Below are 18,656 nucleotides of genomic sequence, written 5' to 3' on the forward strand. Positions count from 1 at the left end.
CTCGGTGGTGGTGTGCGGATCCCCCGGCCCCGGGGTGCGGGCCCGGGAGCCGGTCTCAGGTGGCGGGCCGCAGCCGCAGCCCCTGCATCCCCCCGTCCACGGCGAGGGCGGTCCCGGTGATGCCGGAGGCGGCCGGGGACGCCAAGGCGGCGATCGCGGCGGCGACTTCGCCGGCGGTGACCATCCGGCCCATGGGCTGGCGGGCGTTGAGGGCGGCGCGTTCGCCGACCGGGTCGGCGGCCCGGTCCAGCAGCCAGCCGACCCACGGGGTGTCGGCGGTGCCCGGGTTGACGCAGTTGACGCGGATGCCCTCGCGGACGTGGTCGGCGGCCATCGCGAGGGTCAGCGACAGCACCGCTCCCTTGCTGGCGCTGTACAGGGCGCGCTGCGGCAGGCCCGCGGTGGCGGCGATGGAGCAGGTGTGGGTGATGGAGGCCCGGCCGGGGGACGCGGCGGCGCTGCGGCGCAGATGCGGCAGTGCGGCCCGCGCGGTGCGCACCAGCCCCAGCACGTTCACGTCCAGCACCCGGCCCCACTGCGCGTCGTCGTTGTCCTCGACGGTGCCGACGGCGCCGATGCCCGCGTTGCCGACCAGGGTGTCCAGGGCGCCCAGCCGCTCCACGGCCTCCTCGACGGCGGCCCGTACGGCGGTGTCGGAGGTGACATCGGCCTTGAGGGGGACCGCCCCGGCGGGCGCCCCGGCCGGGTCCAGGTCCAGGACCGCGACCTTGGCGCCGCGCGCCAGCAGCAGGGCGGCGGTCGCCGCCCCGATGCCGGAACCGCCGCCGGTGACGAGGGCGGCCATGCCCTCGAAGTCGGCCGGCGAGGAGCCGGTGTGCGCCACGGCACCGCCTGCGGAACGGGTTTCGCTGCGCTCGCTCATACGGAGACCTCCTGCTCGCCGTGGTGCGGATGCGGCCCGTGCTCGTCCCGCGGTCGCCGGCGGGCACGCCATACGGGCCCGTCGGGGAAGCGGTGGGCGGCGATCGAGCCGGGCTTCATCCGGGCCGAGAAGCCGGGCGCGGTCGGGGCGCGGTAGCGGCCGCGGTCGATGACGACCGGGTCGGTGAAGTGGTCGTGCAGATGGTCGACGTACTCGATGACCCGGTCCTCCCAACTCCCCGAGACCGCCACGTAGTCGAACATCGCCAGATGCTGCACCAGCTCGCACAGGCCCACCCCGCCCGCGTGGGGGCAGACCGGCACGCCGTACTTCGCGGCCAGCAGCAGGATCGCGAGGTTCTCGTTGACCCCGGCCACCCGCGCCGCGTCGATCTGCACGAAGTCCACGGCGCCGGCCTGCAGCAGCTGCTTGAAGACCACCCGGTTGGCGACGTGTTCACCGGTGGCGACCTTCACGGGCTGCGCGGAGCGCACCGCGGCGTGCCCCAGCACGTCGTCCGGGCTGGTCGGCTCCTCGATCCAGTGCGGGGTGTACGGCGCGAGGGCGGTCATCCAGCGGACCGCCTCGGCCACGTCCCAGCGCTGGTTGGCGTCGACGGCGATCCGTACACCGGGGCCGACCGCGTCCCTGGCCAGCCGCATCCGCCGCTTGTCGTCGTCGAGGTCGGCGCCCACCTTCAGCTTGATCTGGCCGAAGCCGTCGGCCACCGCCTCCTTGGCGAGCCGCACCAGCTTGGTGTCGTCGTAGCCGAGCCAGCCGGGCGAGGTGGTGTACGCGGGGTAGCCCTCGGCCTTGAGGCGGGCGGCGCGCTCGGCGCGGCCGGGTTCGGCGGCGCGCAGGATGGCCAGCGCCTCGTCGGGCGTCAGGGCGTCGGAGAGGTAGCGGAAGTCGACGAGCGCGACCAGCTCTTCGGGGGTCAGTGCGGCGAGGTACTTCCACACCGGCAGGCCCGCCCGGCTGGCGGCCAGGTCCCAGGCGGCGTTGACCACGGCGCCGGCCGCCATCTGCATCACACCCTTGTCGGGGCCGAGCCAGCGCAGCTGCGAGTCGTGGGTGAGGTCGTGGTGCAGGGCGGCGAGGCCGGCGGCGGTGGCGGGCGCGGGGCGGCCGACGACGTACGGCGCCAGCGACCGGATCGCGGCGGCCATGACATCGTTGCCGCGCCCGATGGTGAAGCAGAGGCCGTGCCCCGGTGGCCCGCCGTCGGTGTGCAGGACCACGTAGGCGGCGGAGTAGTCGGGGTCCGGGTTCATGGCGTCCGAACCGTCGAGCTGCTCCGAGGTGGGGAAGCGGACGTCATGGACCTCCAGCTCGGTGACGGTGTCGGTCACGGCCATGCGGATGCCCCCTGAGATGTTGCGGAAGAACATCGGACCTTTCTCGGTCATCCGATGTATAGACCCGCTCGCGAGACCGCGTCCAGACCCCGTACGGAAGTTGAGCGAACGGCACTGGTGACAGATCGGATGAATCAGCACCCGTTCTTGCAGAGGGGCTGCTGACCGGCACCGCACACGCCGTAGTCTTGGTGACGCACGCAATGGAACTGCTGCCGGCGGCCGCCCCCACACGGCCCAACCGGTCGGAAGGAGGCGCTGGGTGATCGAGCTCGAGGGGGTGCCCGAGCTGATCGACCCGGTCATGGTGGCCGCGTTCGAAGGCTGGAACGACGCCGGCGACGCCGCCTCCGCCGCGGTCGCACACCTGGACCGGGAGTGGAAGGGCGAGGTCTTCGCCGCGCTGGACGCCGAGGACTACTACGACTTCCAGGTGAACCGCCCCACCGTCTTCCTGGACGGCGGGGTACGCAAGATCACCTGGCCGACGACCCGGCTCTCCGTCGTCCGCGTCGGCGATGCGAACGGCAAGGGGCGGGCGCGCGATCTGGTCCTGGTCCGCGGGATCGAGCCCAGCATGCGCTGGCGGTCGTTCTGCAACGAAATCCTCGGCTTCGCCCATGAGTTGGGCGTGGAGATGCTGGTGGTGCTGGGCTCGCTGCTCGGCGACACCCCGCACACCCGCCCGGTGCCGGTCAGCGGGGTCACCTCCGACGCGGACCTCGCGAGCCGGCTGGACCTGGAGGAGTCGCGCTACGAAGGCCCGACGGGCATCGTCGGCATCCTCCAGGAGGCGTGCACCCACGCGGGCGTGCCCGCGGTGAGCCTGTGGGCCGCGGTGCCGCACTACGTCTCCCAGCCGCCCAACCCCAAGGCCAGCCTCGCCCTGCTCAACCGCCTGGAGGATCTGCTGGACATCAGCATCCCGCTCGGCGAGCTGAGCGAGGACGCGCGCGCCTGGCAACTGGGCGTGGACCAACTGGCGGCCGAGGACAGCGAGGTCGCCGAGTACGTCCAGTCGCTGGAGGAGGCCCGGGACACGGCGGATCTGCCGGAGGCGTCCGGCGAGGCCATCGCCCGCGAGTTCGAGCGCTATCTGCGCCGCCGCGACCCGCAGACCGGCCCCGGCGTGGCGTCCGAGGGCGGGCTCGGCGACGGCTCCTTCCTCCGCGACACCACCAGCGGACACACCCGGCCGCCGCGGCCGGTGTCCAAGGAGCAGCGGGAGCCGAAGGAGCAGCGGGAGCCGAAGGAGCCGCGGGACACGGGCGGCGACAAGGGCACCCCGGGCCCCGCCACCGACGCGGACGCCGCCGACGGCGGGAAGCCGGAGGACGGCCCGGAGGACGGCGGCCGCTGACACCGCGGCCGGTACCCGGCGTCCCGCGCCGGGCGGCCCACGGGAAAGGGGCGCTTTCGCCGGCCGGCGAAAGCGCCCCTGAGGACGGAAGTCAGCGAGTGGCCGTCACAGCGCCACACCGAGGAGCGCGTCGACCGCACGCGAGACGAGGCCGGGTGCACCCTCTTCGGTGCCGCCGTCGGCCTGCTGGGCGGCGGCCCAGCGGTCCACGGCGGCGAGGGCGGCCGGGGAGTCCAGGTCGTCGGCGAGCGCCGTGCGGATCTCCTCCAGGAGGGCGTCGGCGGACGGGCCGTCAGGCCGGGAGACCGCGGCGCGCCAGCGCGCCAGCCGGTCCACCGCCTCCTCCAGTACGGCGTCGGTCCACTCCCAGTCGGCGCGGTAGTGGTGGGCGAGCAGCGCCAGCCGGATCGCGGCCGGGTCGGTGCCGTCGCGCCGCACCTTGGAGACGAAGACCAGATTGCCCTTGGACTTGGACATCTTCTCGCCGTGCAGCGCCACCATCCCGGCGTGCACATACGCCTTGGCGAACGGGTGCTCGCCGGTGAGCGCCTGGGCGTGCGAGGCGCCCATCTCGTGGTGCGGGAAGGCGAGGTCGGATCCGCCGCCCTGAACGTCGAAGCCCATGCCGAGGTGGTCCAGGGCGATGGCGACGCACTCGATGTGCCAGCCGGGCCGGCCGCGGCCCAGCGAGCCGCCGTCCCAGCTCGGCTCGCCGTCGCGGGCGGCCATCCACAGCATCGGGTCGAGCGGGTTCTTCTTGCCCTCCCGCTCCGGGTCGCCGCCGCGCTCGGCGGACAGCAGCCGCATCGCCTCGGCGTCCAGGCCGGAGACCTCGCCGAAGTGCGGGTCGGAGGCGACGGAGAAGTAGACGTCGCCGTCCAGCTCGTAGGCGGCGCCGGCGTCGCGCAGCCGCTCCACCAGCGGGACGATGCCGGGTATCGACTCGACTGCGCCTATGTAGTGGCGCGGCGGCAGCATCCGCAGGGCCGTCATGTCCTCGCGGAACAGGGCGGTCTCGCGCTCGGCGAGCGCGGTCCAGTCGTCGCCGGTCTTCTCGGCCCGCTCCAGCAGCGGGTCGTCGACGTCGGTGACGTTCTGCACGTAGTGCACCTGGCGCTTCGTGTCGAGCCACACGCGCTGAACCAGGTCGAACGCGTTGTAGGTCGCCGCGTGCCCCATGTGGGTGGCGTCGTACGGCGTGATGCCGCAGACATAGATACGGGCGACGGGACCGGGGTCGAGGGTCACCCGGCCGCCGGTCGCGGTGTCGTGGATCCTCAGGTCGCGGCCCTGACCAGGCAGGGCGGGGACCTCAGAAGCGGGCCATGCATGCATGCCATGAGCGTAACCGGACGGATGTTCCGCATACGAACCGGACCGGGGTCTTGGCCGGAAAGGCGCTCTTGCATTTGACGGCGGGACATGCCAAGAGCGCACCGCGCCGCCGCGGGGATCAGACCGGCGGCCAGGGGATGGCGGGCCACTCGCCGCTCGGTTCGGGGTGCCGGCCGCTGCTGAGCAGCCCTGCCACCCGCGCCCGCAGCGCCTCGATCTCGGCATCCGTGATCAGTTCGGCCAGTCGGGCGGCGAGCGGCGCCGCCTCCTGCAGCGCCTCGCGAAGGCCCCTGAGGACCTCCAGTGCCTCGTCGGTCAGCGGCTCCCCCGCCCAGCCCCACAGCAGCGTGCGCAGCTTGTCCTCGGCGTTGAAGGTCACCCCGTGGTCGATGGCGAAGAACCGCCCGTCGGCGCCGGGCAGCAGATGGCCGCCCTTGCGGTCACCGTTGTTGATCACCGCGTCGAGCACCGCGAGCCGCCGCAGCCGCGGATGGTCGGCGTGCACCAGCAGCGCGGTGCGGCCCTCGCCGAGCTGGGCGAAGCCGACGGCCTTCCAGCCGGGGCCCGGTTCCTCGCCCTCCACCAGCGCCAGCAGCTCGGGCACCTCGTCGCTGCTCTCCGGCGGGTCGATCCACTCCTGGACCATGCCGGTGCCGTACGGGCCGTCGCGCAGCACCGTCGGCGGGATCAGGTCCCAGCCGCAGGCGCGGGAGACCTCGTAGGCCGCGACCTCGCGCTGGGCGAGGGTGCCGTCGGGGAAGTCCCACAGCGGCCGCTCGCCGGCGACCGGCTTGTAGACGCAGGCGGCACTGTGGCCGTCGTGCGCGACCGTGCAGTACAGCACGGCGTTGGACGCCTCCTGGATGCGGCCGCGCACGGTCAGCTCCCCTTCGAGGAGCATGTCCCGCCCCACCGTCGCCGCGCCTTCGGAAGCGGTGGGGCCCGTGTCGGTCCCCTCCACGGCGTCCTGCACGGCGCTCAGGCGTCCCGTCGGTATCCGTTCTGGCGCGGACATACGTGTCCCTCCGGGTCGAGCGGCAGGCTGCACAGCGGGCACGGCGGGCGGCCGGCGTTGACGACTTCCAGTGCCCGCTTGGCGAACGCCCTGGCCATGGTTCCGGTGAGGCGCACCCGCAGCATCGGCGGACCGTTCTCGTCGTCCTGGAGCAGCCGCTCCTCGGCGTCGGCGAGGTCCTCCTCGCTGTCGGCGTCCAGCTCGACCAGGGCCTGCGCCTCGACGATCATCCGCTCGTCCTCGCCGTCCCAGGCCAGCGCCATCGTCCCGACCCGGAACTCCTCCTCGACGGGCGTCTCCAGCGGGGCGGTGTCGGCCAGCTCGGTGGGCGAGACGGCGGGGACCGGGGCGTTGCCGCCGCTGCGCCGCACGACCTCGTCCAGCAGCTCGTCGATCCGCTCGGCGAGCGCTGCGACCTGTGTCTTCTCCAGGGCGACGCTGGTGGTGCGGCCCGCCGCGGTGGCCTGGAGGTAGAAGCTACGGCGGCCAGGCAGCCCGACCGTGCCGGCCACGAAGCGGTCCGGCGAGTCGTAGAAGAACACCTGACGGGACAACGTCCTGCTCCGATTGCTCGACTGCGGGGTCACTGCGGTCGCTGCACGTCCTGCGGACCGCAGGGGCGTGGCGGGCAGCGCCGTCGCACCACCCTACTGCGCCGACTGATCACGCTGCGCCCGCACCACCGCCGACGGCCCCGTCCCGGTCGGCCGCGGCGGCGCCGTCCTCCCGGGGTGCCAGCGATCCGAAGTCGCCGGTGTCGCCGAGGCGTACCAGGTAGGGGCGCAGCCGGGTGTAGCGGATCACGGTGACCGAGCAGGGCTCGACCGAGACCCGCTGGAAGAGGTCGAGGTGCAGGCCCAGCGCGTCGGCGACCAGGGCCTTGATGATGTCGCCGTGCGAGCACATGGCGTAGGTCGCCTCGGGGCCGTGGGCCTCCTCGATGCGCGCGTTCCAGTCGCGTACCGCGTCCACCGCGCGGGCCTGCATGGCCCGCATCGACTCGCCGCCGGGGAAGGCGGCCGCGGAGGGGTGCTGCTGGACGACCTCCATCAGCGGCTCGTCACCGAGTTCGGCGAGTTTGCGGCCCGACCAGTCGCCGTAGTCGCACTCGCTGATCCGGTCCTCGACGTGCAGCGTGAGCCAGGGCCGGGCGTCCAGCAGCGGCGCCACGGTCTCCCGGCAGCGCTGCAGCGGGCTGGAGACGACGGCGGTCAGCGGCACCTGTGCCAGGCGGGCGGGCAGCGCGGCGGACTGGGCGGCGCCGTGCTCGTCGAGGGCGACGCCGGGCGAGCGCCCGGCGAGCACTCCGGCGGTGTTGGCGGTGGAGCGGCCGTGCCGCACCAGGATCAGCGTGGGCATGACCGCCAGCCTACGTTCCGGCTGCGCCTTTCTGGCAGGTGGCCGCCGTACGCGCGAGAATGCCAGGTGTGATCGTGGACTGCGCCATCTACCGGGAGGGCCGCCGCACCGACTGCGCGGCCGACTTCTCCGGTGCCCTGGAGGCGGCGCGGGCCGAGGGCCGCTCCTTCCTGTGGCTGGGGATGTACGAGCCCACGGAGGAGGAGTTCGCCCTCGTCAGGTCCGAGTTCGCGCTGCATCCGCTGGCGGTCGAGGACGCGCTGCACGCGCATCAGCGGCCGAAGCTGGAGGTCTACGACGACTCGCTGTTCGTGGTGCTGAAGCCGATCACCTACGACGTCGAGGGCGACACGGTGACCGCGTCGGAGCTGATGGTCTTCGTGGGCGACTCGTTCGTCGTCACCGTCCGGCACGGCCGGGCCAGTCCCCTGGCGGCGGTGCGGCGCCGGCTGGAGGACCATCCGGAGATCCTGCGGCACGGCCCGGGGGCGGTGCTGTACGCGGTCAGCGACGCGGTGGTCGACCACTACATCGAGGTGGCCGCCGAACTCCAGGTGGACATGGAGGAGTTGGAGGCGGAGGTGTTCGCTCCGGTGCGCGGCCACGACACCCGCAACACGGCCGCCCAGATCTACTCCTTCAAGCGCGAGGTGCTCGAATTCCGGCGGGCGACCGGCCCGTTGGCGGAGCCGATGGCCCGCCTGCAGAGCCCCGGGGTGCCGTTCGTGCACGACCACGCCCGGCCGTTCTTCCGCGACGTCGACGACCACCTCACCCGCGCCAACGAGTCGGTGGAGGCCCTGGACCGGCTGCTCTCGGACATCCTCGCCGCCCATCTGGCGCAGATGGGCGTGCGGCAGAACGACGACATGCGCAAGATCTCGGCCTGGGCGGCGCTGGCGGCCGTGCCCACGCTGATCGCCGGGATCTACGGCATGAACTTCAACGACATGCCGGAGCTGCGATGGCCCTTGGGCTATCCGGCGATCCTCGCGCTGATGGCCCTCATCGAGGTGTCGCTCTACCGGCTGTTCAAGCGCCGCGGCTGGCTGTGAGGCCCGCCGGCCCGGTGGACGGGCGGACCGGGCGAACTCCGGTGGCCGCTAGGCCGTCTCTTTCGGATCTTGCCTGACCCGTGGCGTCTGACACGGCACCTCGCCGCGTTGTCGGGTCGCCCGAGTACGTCCAGTACGCGGGCGACCCTCCGCCTTGCGATGCACCGCGCCAGACGCCACGGGCTTAACCGGCAAGATCCGAAAGAGACGGCCTAGGCGAACTCCGGTGCGGAGCCGGCCGGTCCGCCCAGCGCGTTGCGCCGCTCGGGCATCCGGAGGGTGACCATCCGCCGCCAGCCGCCCAGCCGCTCATAGCCGTACATCGCCCCGATGCCGGCGGCGAGCGCGGCGGACTTCGCCTTCGGCCAGCCCAGGAACCGGCCCATGTGGTCCATCACGGCCAGGCTGACGTCCCGGTAGACGGTGAGTTCGGCATGGGCGCATTCGTGCAGGGTCCGCTGGATGGTCCGGCCGTGCCCGGCGCGCGCCAGCCGGAGCAGCTCCTCGTGGCAGTAGGCGAGGTGGTTTTCCTCGTCGTGGGAGATCATCCGGATCGCCTTGCCCACCTCGGGGTGGTCGCCGAAGTACTTGGTGAGCATCTCCATCTGGTCGGCGGCGCGCTGCTCGGTGACCCGGCTGTGCGCGAGGTAGGTGATGACGTCGAGCTCGCCGAGCGGCTCGTCGCGGCGCAGCCTGTCGTGCGCCAGGCCGATGCCCCGCCGCTCCAGCAGCATCGTGTAGTCGGTCTCCTCGGGGACCTCGACGGGGGTCATCCCGCGCTTGCGCAGCAGGCCGAGGAAGATCCGGCCGTGCTTGTCCTCGTCGGCGCCGTGCCGGGTGACCTTGGGCGCCAGGTCGCGCATCGACGCGGGCAGCAGCGCGGCGATCCGGCCGTTCTCCCAGCCCCCCTGGGCCTCACCGCTCGCCGCGATGGAACAGAACAGCCGGTAGGTGTCGTCGTTGTCGACGATCTCCTCGAACAGGCTTCGGGCCGAGAACATCTGCGCCACCTCCGCATGAACACACCCGTAAAGAAATAGTCAAGTCGGGTGTGCCGGGCGCGGCAACCGGAACGGTCGCCCGTTGGTCCGTTCGGATGAGGCCCGCCCGGCGGTGGGTGCGTAACCGGCGCACCGGTCTCCGCGTTGTGCAGCATGACGGCCGTGGCGGGGAAGATCCCCCGAGCCCCCACCACGGCCGCAGGGTTCGCGGGCCCGGCGCTCCTGGCGCCGGGCCCGCCGCGTGCCCGGCCCCCTTACGCCAGGCCGGCGCGCTCCAGGGCCTCGGTCCCGGCCCGCAGCGAGGCCAGCCGGTCCTCCAGGCCGAAGCCGGCCGGGGCCAGCGTCAGGGTGGTCACGCCGGCCGCCGCGTAGGCCTGCATGCGGTCGGCGATCCGCTCGACGGAGCCGAGGAGCGTGGTCTGGTCGATCAGCCGCTCCGGGATCGCGGCGGCGGCGCCCTCCTTGTCGCCGGACAGGTACTTGTCCTGGATCTCGGCGGCTTCCTTCTCATAGCCCATGCGCTGGGCGAGCTTGTTGTAGAAGTTCTGCTGACGGCTGCCCATACCGCCGACGTACAGGGCGGTGTACGGGCGGAACATGTCGGCCAGCGCGCCGACGTCGCCGTCCGCCCCCACGGCCAGGGGCAGCGTCGGGCAGACGTCGAAGCCCTCCAGCGTCTTGCCCGCCTTCTCGCGGCCGGCCCGGAGGGGGACGATCGCGGTCTCCTCCAGGTGCTCGGCGGACGGGAAGATCAGCAGCGCGCCGTCGGCGATCTCACCGGTCTGCGCCAGGTTCTTCGGGCCGATCGCGGCGATGTAGAGCGGGATGTGCTCGCGCTGCGGGTGCACCGTGAGCTTGAGCGGCTTGCCGGGGCCGCCGGGCAGCGGCAGCGTCCAGTGCTCGCCCTCGTAGGAGAGCCGCTCGCGCGACATGGCCCTGCGGACGATGTCCACGTACTCGCGGGTGCGCGCCAGCGGCTTGTCGAACTTCACGCCGTACCAGCCCTCGGAGACCTGCGGGCCCGAGACGCCGAGGCCGAGCCGGAAGCGGCCGCCGGAGAGCGAGTCCAGGGTGGCGGCCGTCATGGCGGTCATCGCAGGGGTGCGCGCCGGGATCTGGAAGATCGCCGAGCCGATGTCGATCCGCTCGGTCTGGGCGGCGACCCAGGAGAGCACGGTGGCGGCGTCGGAGCCGTAGGCCTCGGCGGCCCAGCAGACGGAGTAGCCGAGGCGGTCGGCCTCCTGTGCCACCGCGAGATTGTCGGAGTCCATCCCGGCGCCCCAGTAGCCGAGGTTGATGCCAAGCCTCATGCCGCTCCCCTTACCGAACAGTAACGTCGCTGTCGCGGGGGACTGTAGCGCGCACCGCCGCCGGGCGTCATCGGCGGGTTGTCCACAGGTCCCCTGATCCTGAGCCATGGCCAGTAATCTCAGGCCCATGGAGCAAAGGCACCTCGGCCGAACGGGCCTTCGCGTGTCGCGACTGGGGCTCGGCACCCTGAACTGGGCCCGCGACACGGACGAGCAGGAAGCCGCCGAGCAGCTCAAGGCGTTCTGGGAGGCCGGCGGCACCCTCGTGGACACCGCCGACATCTACGCCGACGGAGGGGCCGAATACCTCCTGGGCCGGCTGACGGAGGGGCTCGTTCCGCGTGCCGACCTGGTGATCGCCACCAAGGCCGGCAGCGTGCTGGAGGCCCACCGCCGGGTCGACGGCTCCCGGCGCCATCTCCTCTCCGCCCTCGACGCCTCGCTGGGGCGGCTGGGGACCGACTACGTCGACCTGTGGCAGCTGCACGCGTTCGACCCGCACACGCCGTTGGAGGAGACCCTCCAGGCCCTCGACCTCGCCGTCTCCAGCGGCCGGGCGCGCTATGTGGGGCTGTCGAACTTCTCCGGCTGGCAGCTCGCCAAGGCCGCCACCTGGCAGCTCGCGGCGCCCGGTATACGCAACCGCCTGGCGAGCACACAGATGGAGTACTCCCTCCTGCAGCGCGGTATCGAGCGCGAGGTGCTGCCGGCGACGCTGGACCTGGGCATCGGCGTACTGCCGTCCTCGCCGCTCGGCAGGGGCGTGCTGACCGCCAAGTACCGCCATGCCACCCCTGCCGACTCGCGCGGCGCGTCGGAGCATCTGGCGGCGTTCGTCGCGCCCTATCTGGACGAGACCGCCGGCCGGGTCGTCGACGCGGTCACGACCGCCGCCGACGGACTGGCCGTCACCCCCCTCCAGGTCGCGCTCTCCTGGGTCCGCGACCGCCCCGGAGTGACCGCGCCGATCCTGGGTGCCCGCACGGCGCAGCAGCTCAGAGCGGCATTGTCAGTGGAGGCCCTTAGTCTTCCTGACGAGATCCGCCGGGCGCTGGACGATGTGTCGGCTCCGGTGCACCACTACCCCGACCACGACTGGAGCACGCTGTGAGTACCGACCGCCTGGCCGGCGAGACCCCGCCCGAGCAGGAGGGCGCGGCCGGGCCCGCGGACGCCCGGAAGGCCGATGACGCGGCGGGTCCGGGCGAGGCGGGTCCGGGCGATGCGGCGCAACAGGCCCCGGCGGCCGGTTCCGGCAAGGCGAGCGCAGCGGCGCTGGCGGCGGCGGTACGTGCCGTGGAGAGCGGCGAGCGAGCGGCCGCCTCGTTCTTCAACTCCCCGCGCCCCGCACCGGCCGCACCCCCCGCGGGTCCGGACCGGAGCACTCCGGCCGCCGGCGGTCCGGCCCCGCAGGCCGGCCCGGCGGGCCCGGCCCCGGAGGTGGCGCGCCAGCGCACCGCACAGGACACCGCGGCCCCGGCCCGTACTCCCCTCGGGGACTCCGGGGCTCCCGGTCCCGGCGGCGCGGCGACGCCCACCGCTCCCGCGTCCGCGCCCCGTCCCACCGCTCCCACCGCCCCCGGCCTGGACGGCGTACGGCAGGTCCTCGCGGCGGGCGGCGCCCCGGAGGCGCTGGCGGAGAAGGCCACCGAAGTGGTCGGCGAGCGGGCCGCCGAGGCGCTCGGCGAGGATCCCTGGCAGCTCCTCGGTGTGCCCGGGGTACGCCCCGAGCAGGCCGACGGCTTCGCGCGGGCGCTGCTCGGCCCCGCCGCCGGACCCGGCGACGAGCGGCGCGCTCAGGCGCTGGTCGGCTGGCTGCTGGAGCAGGCCGCCCTCGCGGGGCACTCCGCCCTGGAGGCGTCCGCGCTGCGGGCGGCGCTCGCCCAGCGCTCGGTGCCCGAACCCGACGAGGCCCTGCAGACCGCCATCGCGGAGGGCGCGGTGCTGGTCTTCCAGGACGCCATCGAGGAGCCGGGCCGGGCCCGGCCCGCGGCCGACGACGACGAGGAGGCGGAGCAGCCGGTCCGGATCCTGCTGGGCCTGGACCGGTTCGCCATGGCCGAGGAGAGCGTCGCCGACGGCCTGGCGCGGCTGCTCAACACCTTCGAGCCGGTCCCCGACCCGCAGCAGGGTCCGGCGGACGGACCGGGCGAGGACGGCGACGGAACCACCGACGGTGAGGCGGACGCGGCGGCCGGCGCCCCGGACCCGGACGAGCCGGCGGGCAGCACCGACGACACCGCCGCGGAGCGGGTGGCCGACGACGAGGAGGCGGCGCCGGTCCGCCCCTCCCCCGCGGCCTGGGAGGCCGCGGCGGCCGCCGCCCCCTCGCCGTCGGCCGCGGAGCTGATCCGCGCCGCCGCGCACAGCGGCCTGGTGGCGCACACCGGCGCGGAGGCCGCCCGCGCCGAGCCCGCCGCGCTGATCGCCGCGGCCCGCTCGCTGGGCCTGCGAGCCTTCGGCGCCACCCACACCGAAGACGGCCGCCGTCGGCTGGCCGTCCACCTCGCCGAGAGCACACCGGAGGCCACCGGCTCCGCGGAGCCGGACGCCGCGGCGGTGACCGTGTCCGGCCTGCTGTCCGGGCAGCAGGGCCCGGGCCGGGACGCGGACGGCGCCCTCGCGCTCGACCTGCTGGTGGTGCTGGATGCCCCGCAGCTGGATCTGGAGACCGCCGCGCTGCTGGTCGAGGCGCTGACCGACGGCACCCGGCTGGTCCTCAGCGGCGACCCCGGCGTCCTGTGGTCCGCCGGCCCCGGGCGCCTCTTCGCCGATCTCCTCGCGGCCCGCTTCTGCCCCCAGGTCGCCTCCCGTACACCGGACTTCGGCCCGATCGGCGAGCTGGTCTCGGGCATCGGCATCGGCGAACTGAGCCAGGTCGAGGCGCCCGGCAAGGAAGTGGTGATCGTCCCGGTGCGGGACGCGGGCGAGGCGGTGCACCGCACCGTCCAGCTGGTCGCCGACTCCGTCCCCAGGGCGCTCGGTGTCCCCGCGGACCACACCCAGGTCATCACGGTCGGCCACGGCGGAGCGGCCGGCACCCGTGCGCTGAACGCCGCGCTCAAGGAACGGCTCAATCCCGGCCCCGGCCGGTTCGGCGGCTTCGACCCCGGCGACCGCGTGGCCTACGCCCCGGCGACCGGCCGTACGGTGCCCGGCACGGTCACCGGCGCGGACGCCGCGGGCCTGCATCTGGACTGCGCCGACGGCGCGGTCGTCGTACCGCGCGAGCAGGTCGGCTCCGGCGCCGTACGGCACGGCTGGGCGCTCACCGCCCATCAGGCGGCCGGGACGCGCTGGCCGGCCGCGGTGGTCGTGCTGCCCGGTGACGCGGCCGCCGGCCTGACCCGGGCCTGGGTCTACACCGCCTTCAGCCGCGGCGAGCGGCATCTGTCGGTCGTCCAGGGCGTCGACCAGGCCCTGCCGCGCGCCGTCGCCGAGGTCCCCGTCAAGGAGCGCACCACCCGGCTGCGCGCGCTGCTCCAGCTGCAGAGCGTGCAGAGTGCCGAGGACGCCCCGGCGGCCGGCTGAGATCCGGCGGCGGCCCGCCCCCGCACACACCGCCGCCCCGGACCGTCGGCGAAGACTCCGAACGGTCCGGGGCGGCGGCGTACCCGGATCAGGGGGCGGCGTCGGCGGGGCCGGGCGCGGCCCCGGCCTCCCTCACCGTTCGTGCTCCAGCGGCTCCAGCAGGTCGTCGTCGCCCAGTTCCTCGTCGAAGACCGCGCTGACGTCGAAGCGGCACACCACCCGCTGGGGATCGGCCTGGTCGAACGGCGCGGACAGCCACTCCCCCGGCTCGGCCGGCTCGTCGGCGGCCGCCACCCACAGCGTGGAGTCGCCCTCCTCCAGACCGAACTCCTTGTGCCGGGAGGCGATCTCGTCCGGTTCGAACTCCCCGAACAGCACGCCGAGCGCCGCGTGCACGCTGCTGCCGACGACCGCGGCGGCATCGGCGCCCTTGGCCCCGGCGTCGTCGGCGGCGTCCGGATCGAGATCGGCGATGCGCTGTGCCTGGTGCAGCAGCCGCTGAGGTGCGGCGACCGTGTAGTCACGCCGGATCAGCACACTCAGCGCGCTCGGCTCCTCCGGGCCCGCGTAGGCGGGCAGCGCGTCGTTCCCGGGGATCTCGAAGGGCGTGACCTCGTCGTAGGTGTCGTACAGCAGCTCGTCGTAGACCTCAGCCGCCGCGGCGAGCTCGTCGAACGCGGCGTAGACAGCCGGATCGTCCTGCCCCGAGCGGCGTTCCACCGCGTCGAGGTGACGGTCCAGCGCGGCTTTTACCGCCTCGGCGGCGGCACGTACCTCGGAAGCGGAAGGCTGCGCAGCATCAGACATAGTGCAGACGCTATCCGTACCGGGGCCGGTCCCGCACAATAGATGCGATGCCGGAATACGAATTCTGCGATGTGTATGTGCCCCGGGGAGTCTCCCGAAAGGCGACCACACGCCTGCTGACCGACCATGCCGAGTACGGACACTGGGAGTTGGACCGACTGCGCCTGAATCCGGACGGCAGCCGCAAGGTGCGGCTGCGCCGCCGGATCATCCGCCAGCTCCGCGCCACGTGGTGATCTCCACCGACCGGTGACGACGGCAGAGCGGGCCCCGTTCCGACGGGGCCCGCTCCATGTTGCACCTCGGTACCGTCCGCAGTCGGTCGGCGGCGGACGGTGCACACCCGGCGCGGTCCGCGGATGATCACCGACGCGCGCGCTCGCGCGCGTGACCCCGTCCGCGGACGATGATCAAGGCGCGCTCCTCCGTGCCTTGCGGTACAGCACCGCGCCCCCCAACAGCAGGCCCGCGGCGGCCGGCACCGCGTAGCCCAGCGCACCGGCGCCGGTCTGCGCGAGCTGCTGCTCGGTGGACTGCGGGGGCGTCACGGGCCGGCCGTGCGATGCCGGCTGCGGCCGCGCTCCCGGCCCCTGCGGGGTCTCCTGGCTACCGTGGCCCGGCTTCTCCTGACCCGGCTTCCCCGGGTGCTCGGGCTTGCCCGGGTGATCCGGGTGGTGCGAGTGGCCCGGCTTCTCCTGCCCCGGGTTCCCGGGATGGTGGGGCTTGCCGGGGTGATGCGGCTTCCCCGGGTGGTGAGGCTTCCCCGGGTGGTGCGGCTTGCCCGGGTGATGGGGCTGGCCCGGGTGGTGCGGCCCCTGCGGCGACTCGTTGGCGCAGTCGTTGCCGAACGTCGGGTTGAGCACCCCGACCACATCGACGGAGTTGCCACAGACGTTCACCGGTACGTCGACCGGCGCCTGCACGTTGTTCCCGGAGGCGACACCGGGCGAGTCGGACGCCTCACCGGAGGCACCCGCCCCACCGTGACCATGGCCCCCACCCTGGTGGTGACCGTGCTTGCCCCCGCCGCCGTTCGCGCAATCGTTGCCGAACGTCGGGTTGAGCACCCCGACCACATCGACGGAGTTGCCACAGACGTTCACCGGCACATCGACCGGCGCCTGCACGTTGTTCCCGGAGGCGACACCGGGCGAGTCGGACGCCTTACCGGAGGCACCCGCCCCACCGTGACCATGGCCCCCGCCCTGGTGGTGACCGTGCTTGCCCCCGCCGCCGTTCGCGCAATCGTTGCCGAACGTCGGGTTGAGCACCCCGACGACATTGACGGTGTTGCCGCAGACGTTCACCGGTACGTCGACCGGCGCCTGGACGTTGTTGCCGGAAAGGACGCCGGGCGAGTTGGCCGCGCTTCCGTCGGCGCCCGCGTCCGCGTGCGCATAGCCGGCCGCCGCGGCGAGTACGCCGCCGGCCGCCGCCATGGTGATCAGGCCCTTTCTTGCGACCTGTCTCATATGTTCGTTCCCCTGCCTTGTGCCTTACAGGAATGGATGCGAGCAGCGATATCCATGGAGAGTTCCAGGAAAGGTCCACCCGCACTCCGAAATACCCAGAGGCTCCGGAACGCATGGCACGCATTCCGGAGCCGAGCCGAATCGGGCGCCTTCGGGTACAGGTACGACGTCAAAGTGCCTCAGCCGGTCACTTGTTGACGCAGTAGTTGCCGAAGGTGGGGTTCAGCAGCCCGACCACAGAGATCGTGTTGCCGCAGGCGTTCACCGGAACGTGCACCGGGATCTGGATGTTGTTGCCGGAAGCGACGCCGGGCGAGTGCACGGCGGCACCCTGGGCGCCCGCGTCGGCAGAGGCCAGGCCCGCACCGGCGAGCACCAGGCCGCCGGCGGCCGCCGCAGCAGCGACGATCTTCTTGATCATTGTTCCTCCTTGTAGGCAAAGCGATCCCAGCCGCGGATCGCATCCACCACAACGAGGAAAAGGCCGTTGAAGCTACGAACACATCTAGTCATTCACTCTTTTCAGCTAAGCCGACTCGAACAACAGATAATCCGCGCCGCGTTCAGCCTCAACTCTGGTCGATGAAACGATCCAGCACCCGCACTCCGAACTTCAGCCCGTCCACCGGAACGCGCTCGTCGACCCCGTGGAACATCCCGGCGAAGTCGAGCTCCGGCGGCAGCTTCAGCGGAGCGAACCCGAATCCGCGAATCCCCAGGCGGTCGAACGACTTGGCGTCCGTACCGGCCGAGAGCATGTACGGCACGGCCCGTGCGATCGGGTCCTCGGCCTGCAGCGCCGACTGCATCGCGTCCACCAGCGCTCCGTCGAACGAGGTCTCCAGCGCCTTGTCCGCGTGCACGTCCTCACGCTTGACCCGCGGACCCAGGACCCGGTCCAGGTCGGCCAGGAACTCCTCCTCGTAACCGGGCAGGAAGCGCCCGTCGACATGCGCCGTGGCCTGCCCCGGAATCACATTGACCTTGTATCCGGCGCCCAGCTGCGTCGGGTTCGCGGTGTTCCTGAGCGAGGCGCCGATCAGCTTGGCGATACCGCCGAGCTTGGCCAGGGTGTCGTCCATGTTCTCGGGGTCGAGTTCGGTGCCCAGCGCGTCCCCGAGCTGGTCGAGGAAGGCCCGCAGCGTCTTGGTCACGCGGACCGGGAACTCATGGCGGCCCAACCGCCCGACGGCCTCGGACAGTTCGGTGATCGCGTTGTCCTTGTGGATCATCGAACCGTGCCCGGCCGACCCGTCCACGGTCAGCTTCATCCAGTGCATGCCCTTCTGGGCCGTCTCGATGAGGTACAGCCGCAGCTGCTCGTTGACCTGGAAGGAGAAGCCGCCGACCTCGCTGATCGCCTCCGTCACGCCCTCGAAGAGGTGCGGGTGGTTGTCGACGAGGTAGCGCGCGCCGTACGTGCCGCCCGCCTCCTCGTCGGCGAGGAACGCCAGCACGATGTCCCGCGGCGGCTTGCGTCCGCTGCGCAGCCGGTCGCGGACGACGGCCAGCGTCATCGCGTCCATGTCCTTCATGTCGACCGCGCCGCGTCCCCAGACGCAGCCGTCCGCGATCTCCCCGGAGAACGGGTGGTGGGTCCAGTCGTCGGCGTTGGCCGGCACCACGTCCGTGTGCCCGTGGATCATCAGCGCGGGCCGCGAGCGGTCCTCGCCCTCGATCCGGGCGACGGTCGAGGCACGGCCCTTGTGGGACTCGAAGATCTTCGGTTCCAGGCCGACCTCGGCGAGCTTCTCCGCCACGTACTCGGCGGCGGCCCGCTCACCCGGACCCGAGTGGTCTCCGTAATTGCTGGTGTCGATCCTGATCAGATCCCGACACAGGTCGACCACCTCGTCCTCGGCGGTGATCGTACGAGCCGGCTGCACCTCGCTCATGCCTGAACCTCGCTTCGCTCGGGCCCGGATGCGCGAAGCGCGCACCCCTCCATGATTCGCTTGCAGAGCTCACTCACACTGCCTCCTCTTGGTCACGGTCCCGCCGCGCGCCCCGAGCAGGGCGCCGGGCGGCGGGGGGTCCTCGGCCATCCTCCACCCGCCGCCCGCTTCGCCCAAGGCGGTAATACGCCCGACATGCGCTGGTCACAGGCCCGGGCCCGGCCAACTGCGCAGGTGATCGACCACCCCGGAAGGTTTGCTATTGTTTTCCACGT

Annotated in this window: 17 protein-coding genes; 5 read left to right on the top strand and 12 right to left on the bottom strand. The window is 72.9% G+C overall.

Annotation, left to right across the window (positions count from 1 at the left end; genetic code table 11):
• Positions 1-55 precede the first annotated feature (55 nt).
• On the bottom strand, positions 56-805 hold the full coding sequence (locus WAB15_RS09350; RefSeq protein ID WP_407289195.1) for an SDR family NAD(P)-dependent oxidoreductase: 750 nt from the start codon (positions 803-805) through the stop codon (positions 56-58).
• A 74-nt stretch (positions 806-879) separates the two neighbouring features.
• Complete coding sequence (locus tag WAB15_RS09355) at positions 880-2,235, bottom strand: enolase C-terminal domain-like protein (RefSeq protein ID WP_407289196.1); 1,356 nt, start codon at positions 2,233-2,235, stop codon at positions 880-882.
• Positions 2,236-2,503: 268 nt separating this feature from the next.
• Here WAB15_RS09355 and WAB15_RS09360 point away from each other — a divergent pair, with 268 nt between their 5' ends.
• Complete coding sequence (locus tag WAB15_RS09360) at positions 2,504-3,601, top strand: PAC2 family protein (protein WP_407285933.1); 1,098 nt, start codon at positions 2,504-2,506, stop codon at positions 3,599-3,601.
• Positions 3,602-3,706: 105 nt separating this feature from the next.
• Here WAB15_RS09360 and mshC read toward each other — a convergent pair whose 3' ends face one another.
• From mshC to WAB15_RS09380, 4 genes are all read right to left on the bottom strand, one after another.
• Positions 3,707-4,936, bottom strand: a complete 1,230-nt coding sequence (gene mshC, locus WAB15_RS09365) for a cysteine--1-D-myo-inosityl 2-amino-2-deoxy-alpha-D-glucopyranoside ligase (protein ID WP_407285934.1) — start codon at positions 4,934-4,936, stop codon at positions 3,707-3,709.
• A gap of 118 nt (positions 4,937-5,054) precedes the next feature.
• Positions 5,055-5,951 carry an SCO1664 family protein gene (locus tag WAB15_RS09370; protein ID WP_407285935.1) on the bottom strand — a complete coding sequence of 299 codons (897 nt, stop codon included), beginning with the start codon at positions 5,949-5,951 and terminating at the stop codon, positions 5,055-5,057.
• Complete coding sequence (locus WAB15_RS09375) at positions 5,915-6,505, bottom strand: DUF3090 domain-containing protein (protein ID WP_384438939.1); 591 nt, start codon at positions 6,503-6,505, stop codon at positions 5,915-5,917. The genes WAB15_RS09370 and WAB15_RS09375 overlap by 37 nt, the downstream gene beginning before the upstream one ends.
• Positions 6,506-6,614: 109 nt before the next feature.
• A complete protein-coding gene (locus WAB15_RS09380; protein ID WP_399144334.1) occupies positions 6,615-7,310 on the bottom strand; it encodes a histidine phosphatase family protein in 696 nt (231 codons plus the stop codon).
• 59 nt (positions 7,311-7,369) lie between these two features.
• Here WAB15_RS09380 and corA point away from each other — a divergent pair, with 59 nt between their 5' ends.
• A complete protein-coding gene (gene corA, locus WAB15_RS09385; RefSeq protein ID WP_399144335.1) occupies positions 7,370-8,365 on the top strand; it encodes a magnesium/cobalt transporter CorA in 996 nt (331 codons plus the stop codon).
• A gap of 212 nt (positions 8,366-8,577) precedes the next feature.
• Here the strand turns inward: corA and WAB15_RS09390 are convergent, their stop codons facing one another.
• Together WAB15_RS09390 and WAB15_RS09395 are read right to left on the bottom strand one after the other, a co-directional pair.
• Positions 8,578-9,366, bottom strand: coding sequence for a ferritin-like domain-containing protein (locus WAB15_RS09390; RefSeq protein WP_407285936.1), 789 nt, complete (start codon positions 9,364-9,366; stop codon positions 8,578-8,580).
• 254 nt (positions 9,367-9,620) lie between these two features.
• A complete protein-coding gene (locus WAB15_RS09395) occupies positions 9,621-10,676 on the bottom strand; it encodes an LLM class F420-dependent oxidoreductase (protein WP_407285937.1) in 1,056 nt (351 codons plus the stop codon).
• A gap of 127 nt (positions 10,677-10,803) precedes the next feature.
• Between WAB15_RS09395 and WAB15_RS09400 the strand changes: the two genes are divergently transcribed.
• On the top strand, positions 10,804-11,787 hold the full coding sequence (locus WAB15_RS09400; protein WP_407285938.1) for an aldo/keto reductase: 984 nt from the start codon (positions 10,804-10,806) through the stop codon (positions 11,785-11,787).
• Positions 11,784-14,207, top strand: coding sequence for a helix-hairpin-helix domain-containing protein (locus WAB15_RS09405; protein WP_407285939.1), 2,424 nt, complete (start codon positions 11,784-11,786; stop codon positions 14,205-14,207). The genes WAB15_RS09400 and WAB15_RS09405 overlap by 4 nt, the downstream gene beginning before the upstream one ends.
• A 132-nt stretch (positions 14,208-14,339) precedes the next feature.
• On the opposite strand, the gene WAB15_RS09410 is transcribed toward WAB15_RS09405, so the two are convergent.
• Entirely contained in the window at positions 14,340-15,014 is a 675-nt protein-coding gene (locus tag WAB15_RS09410) for a hypothetical protein (protein ID WP_399144339.1), read from the bottom strand.
• A 47-nt stretch (positions 15,015-15,061) separates the two neighbouring features.
• Here WAB15_RS09410 and WAB15_RS09415 point away from each other — a divergent pair, with 47 nt between their 5' ends.
• The gene (locus WAB15_RS09415) at positions 15,062-15,250 is read left to right on the top strand and encodes a DUF5703 family protein (protein WP_030416245.1); all 189 of its coding nucleotides are present in this window, start codon (positions 15,062-15,064) and stop codon (positions 15,248-15,250) included.
• A gap of 174 nt (positions 15,251-15,424) precedes the next feature.
• On the opposite strand, the gene WAB15_RS09420 is transcribed toward WAB15_RS09415, so the two are convergent.
• The 3 genes from WAB15_RS09420 to WAB15_RS09430 all read right to left on the bottom strand — a co-directional run bounded on the left by WAB15_RS09420 (position 15,425) and on the right by WAB15_RS09430 (position 18,381).
• Positions 15,425-16,486: a chaplin gene (locus WAB15_RS09420; protein WP_407285940.1), complete on the bottom strand. Its 1,062-nt coding sequence runs from the start codon at positions 16,484-16,486 to the stop codon at positions 15,425-15,427.
• Between the two features lie 187 nt (positions 16,487-16,673).
• Positions 16,674-16,907, bottom strand: coding sequence for a chaplin (locus WAB15_RS09425; protein ID WP_407285941.1), 234 nt, complete (start codon positions 16,905-16,907; stop codon positions 16,674-16,676).
• Between the two features lie 148 nt (positions 16,908-17,055).
• Complete coding sequence (locus tag WAB15_RS09430; RefSeq protein ID WP_407285942.1) at positions 17,056-18,381, bottom strand: M20/M25/M40 family metallo-hydrolase; 1,326 nt, start codon at positions 18,379-18,381, stop codon at positions 17,056-17,058.
• Positions 18,382-18,656 lie beyond the last annotated feature (275 nt).

The organism is Streptomyces sirii (assembly GCF_045690365.1).
Classification (GTDB): Bacteria; Actinomycetota; Actinomycetes; order Streptomycetales; family Streptomycetaceae; genus Streptomyces; species Streptomyces sirii.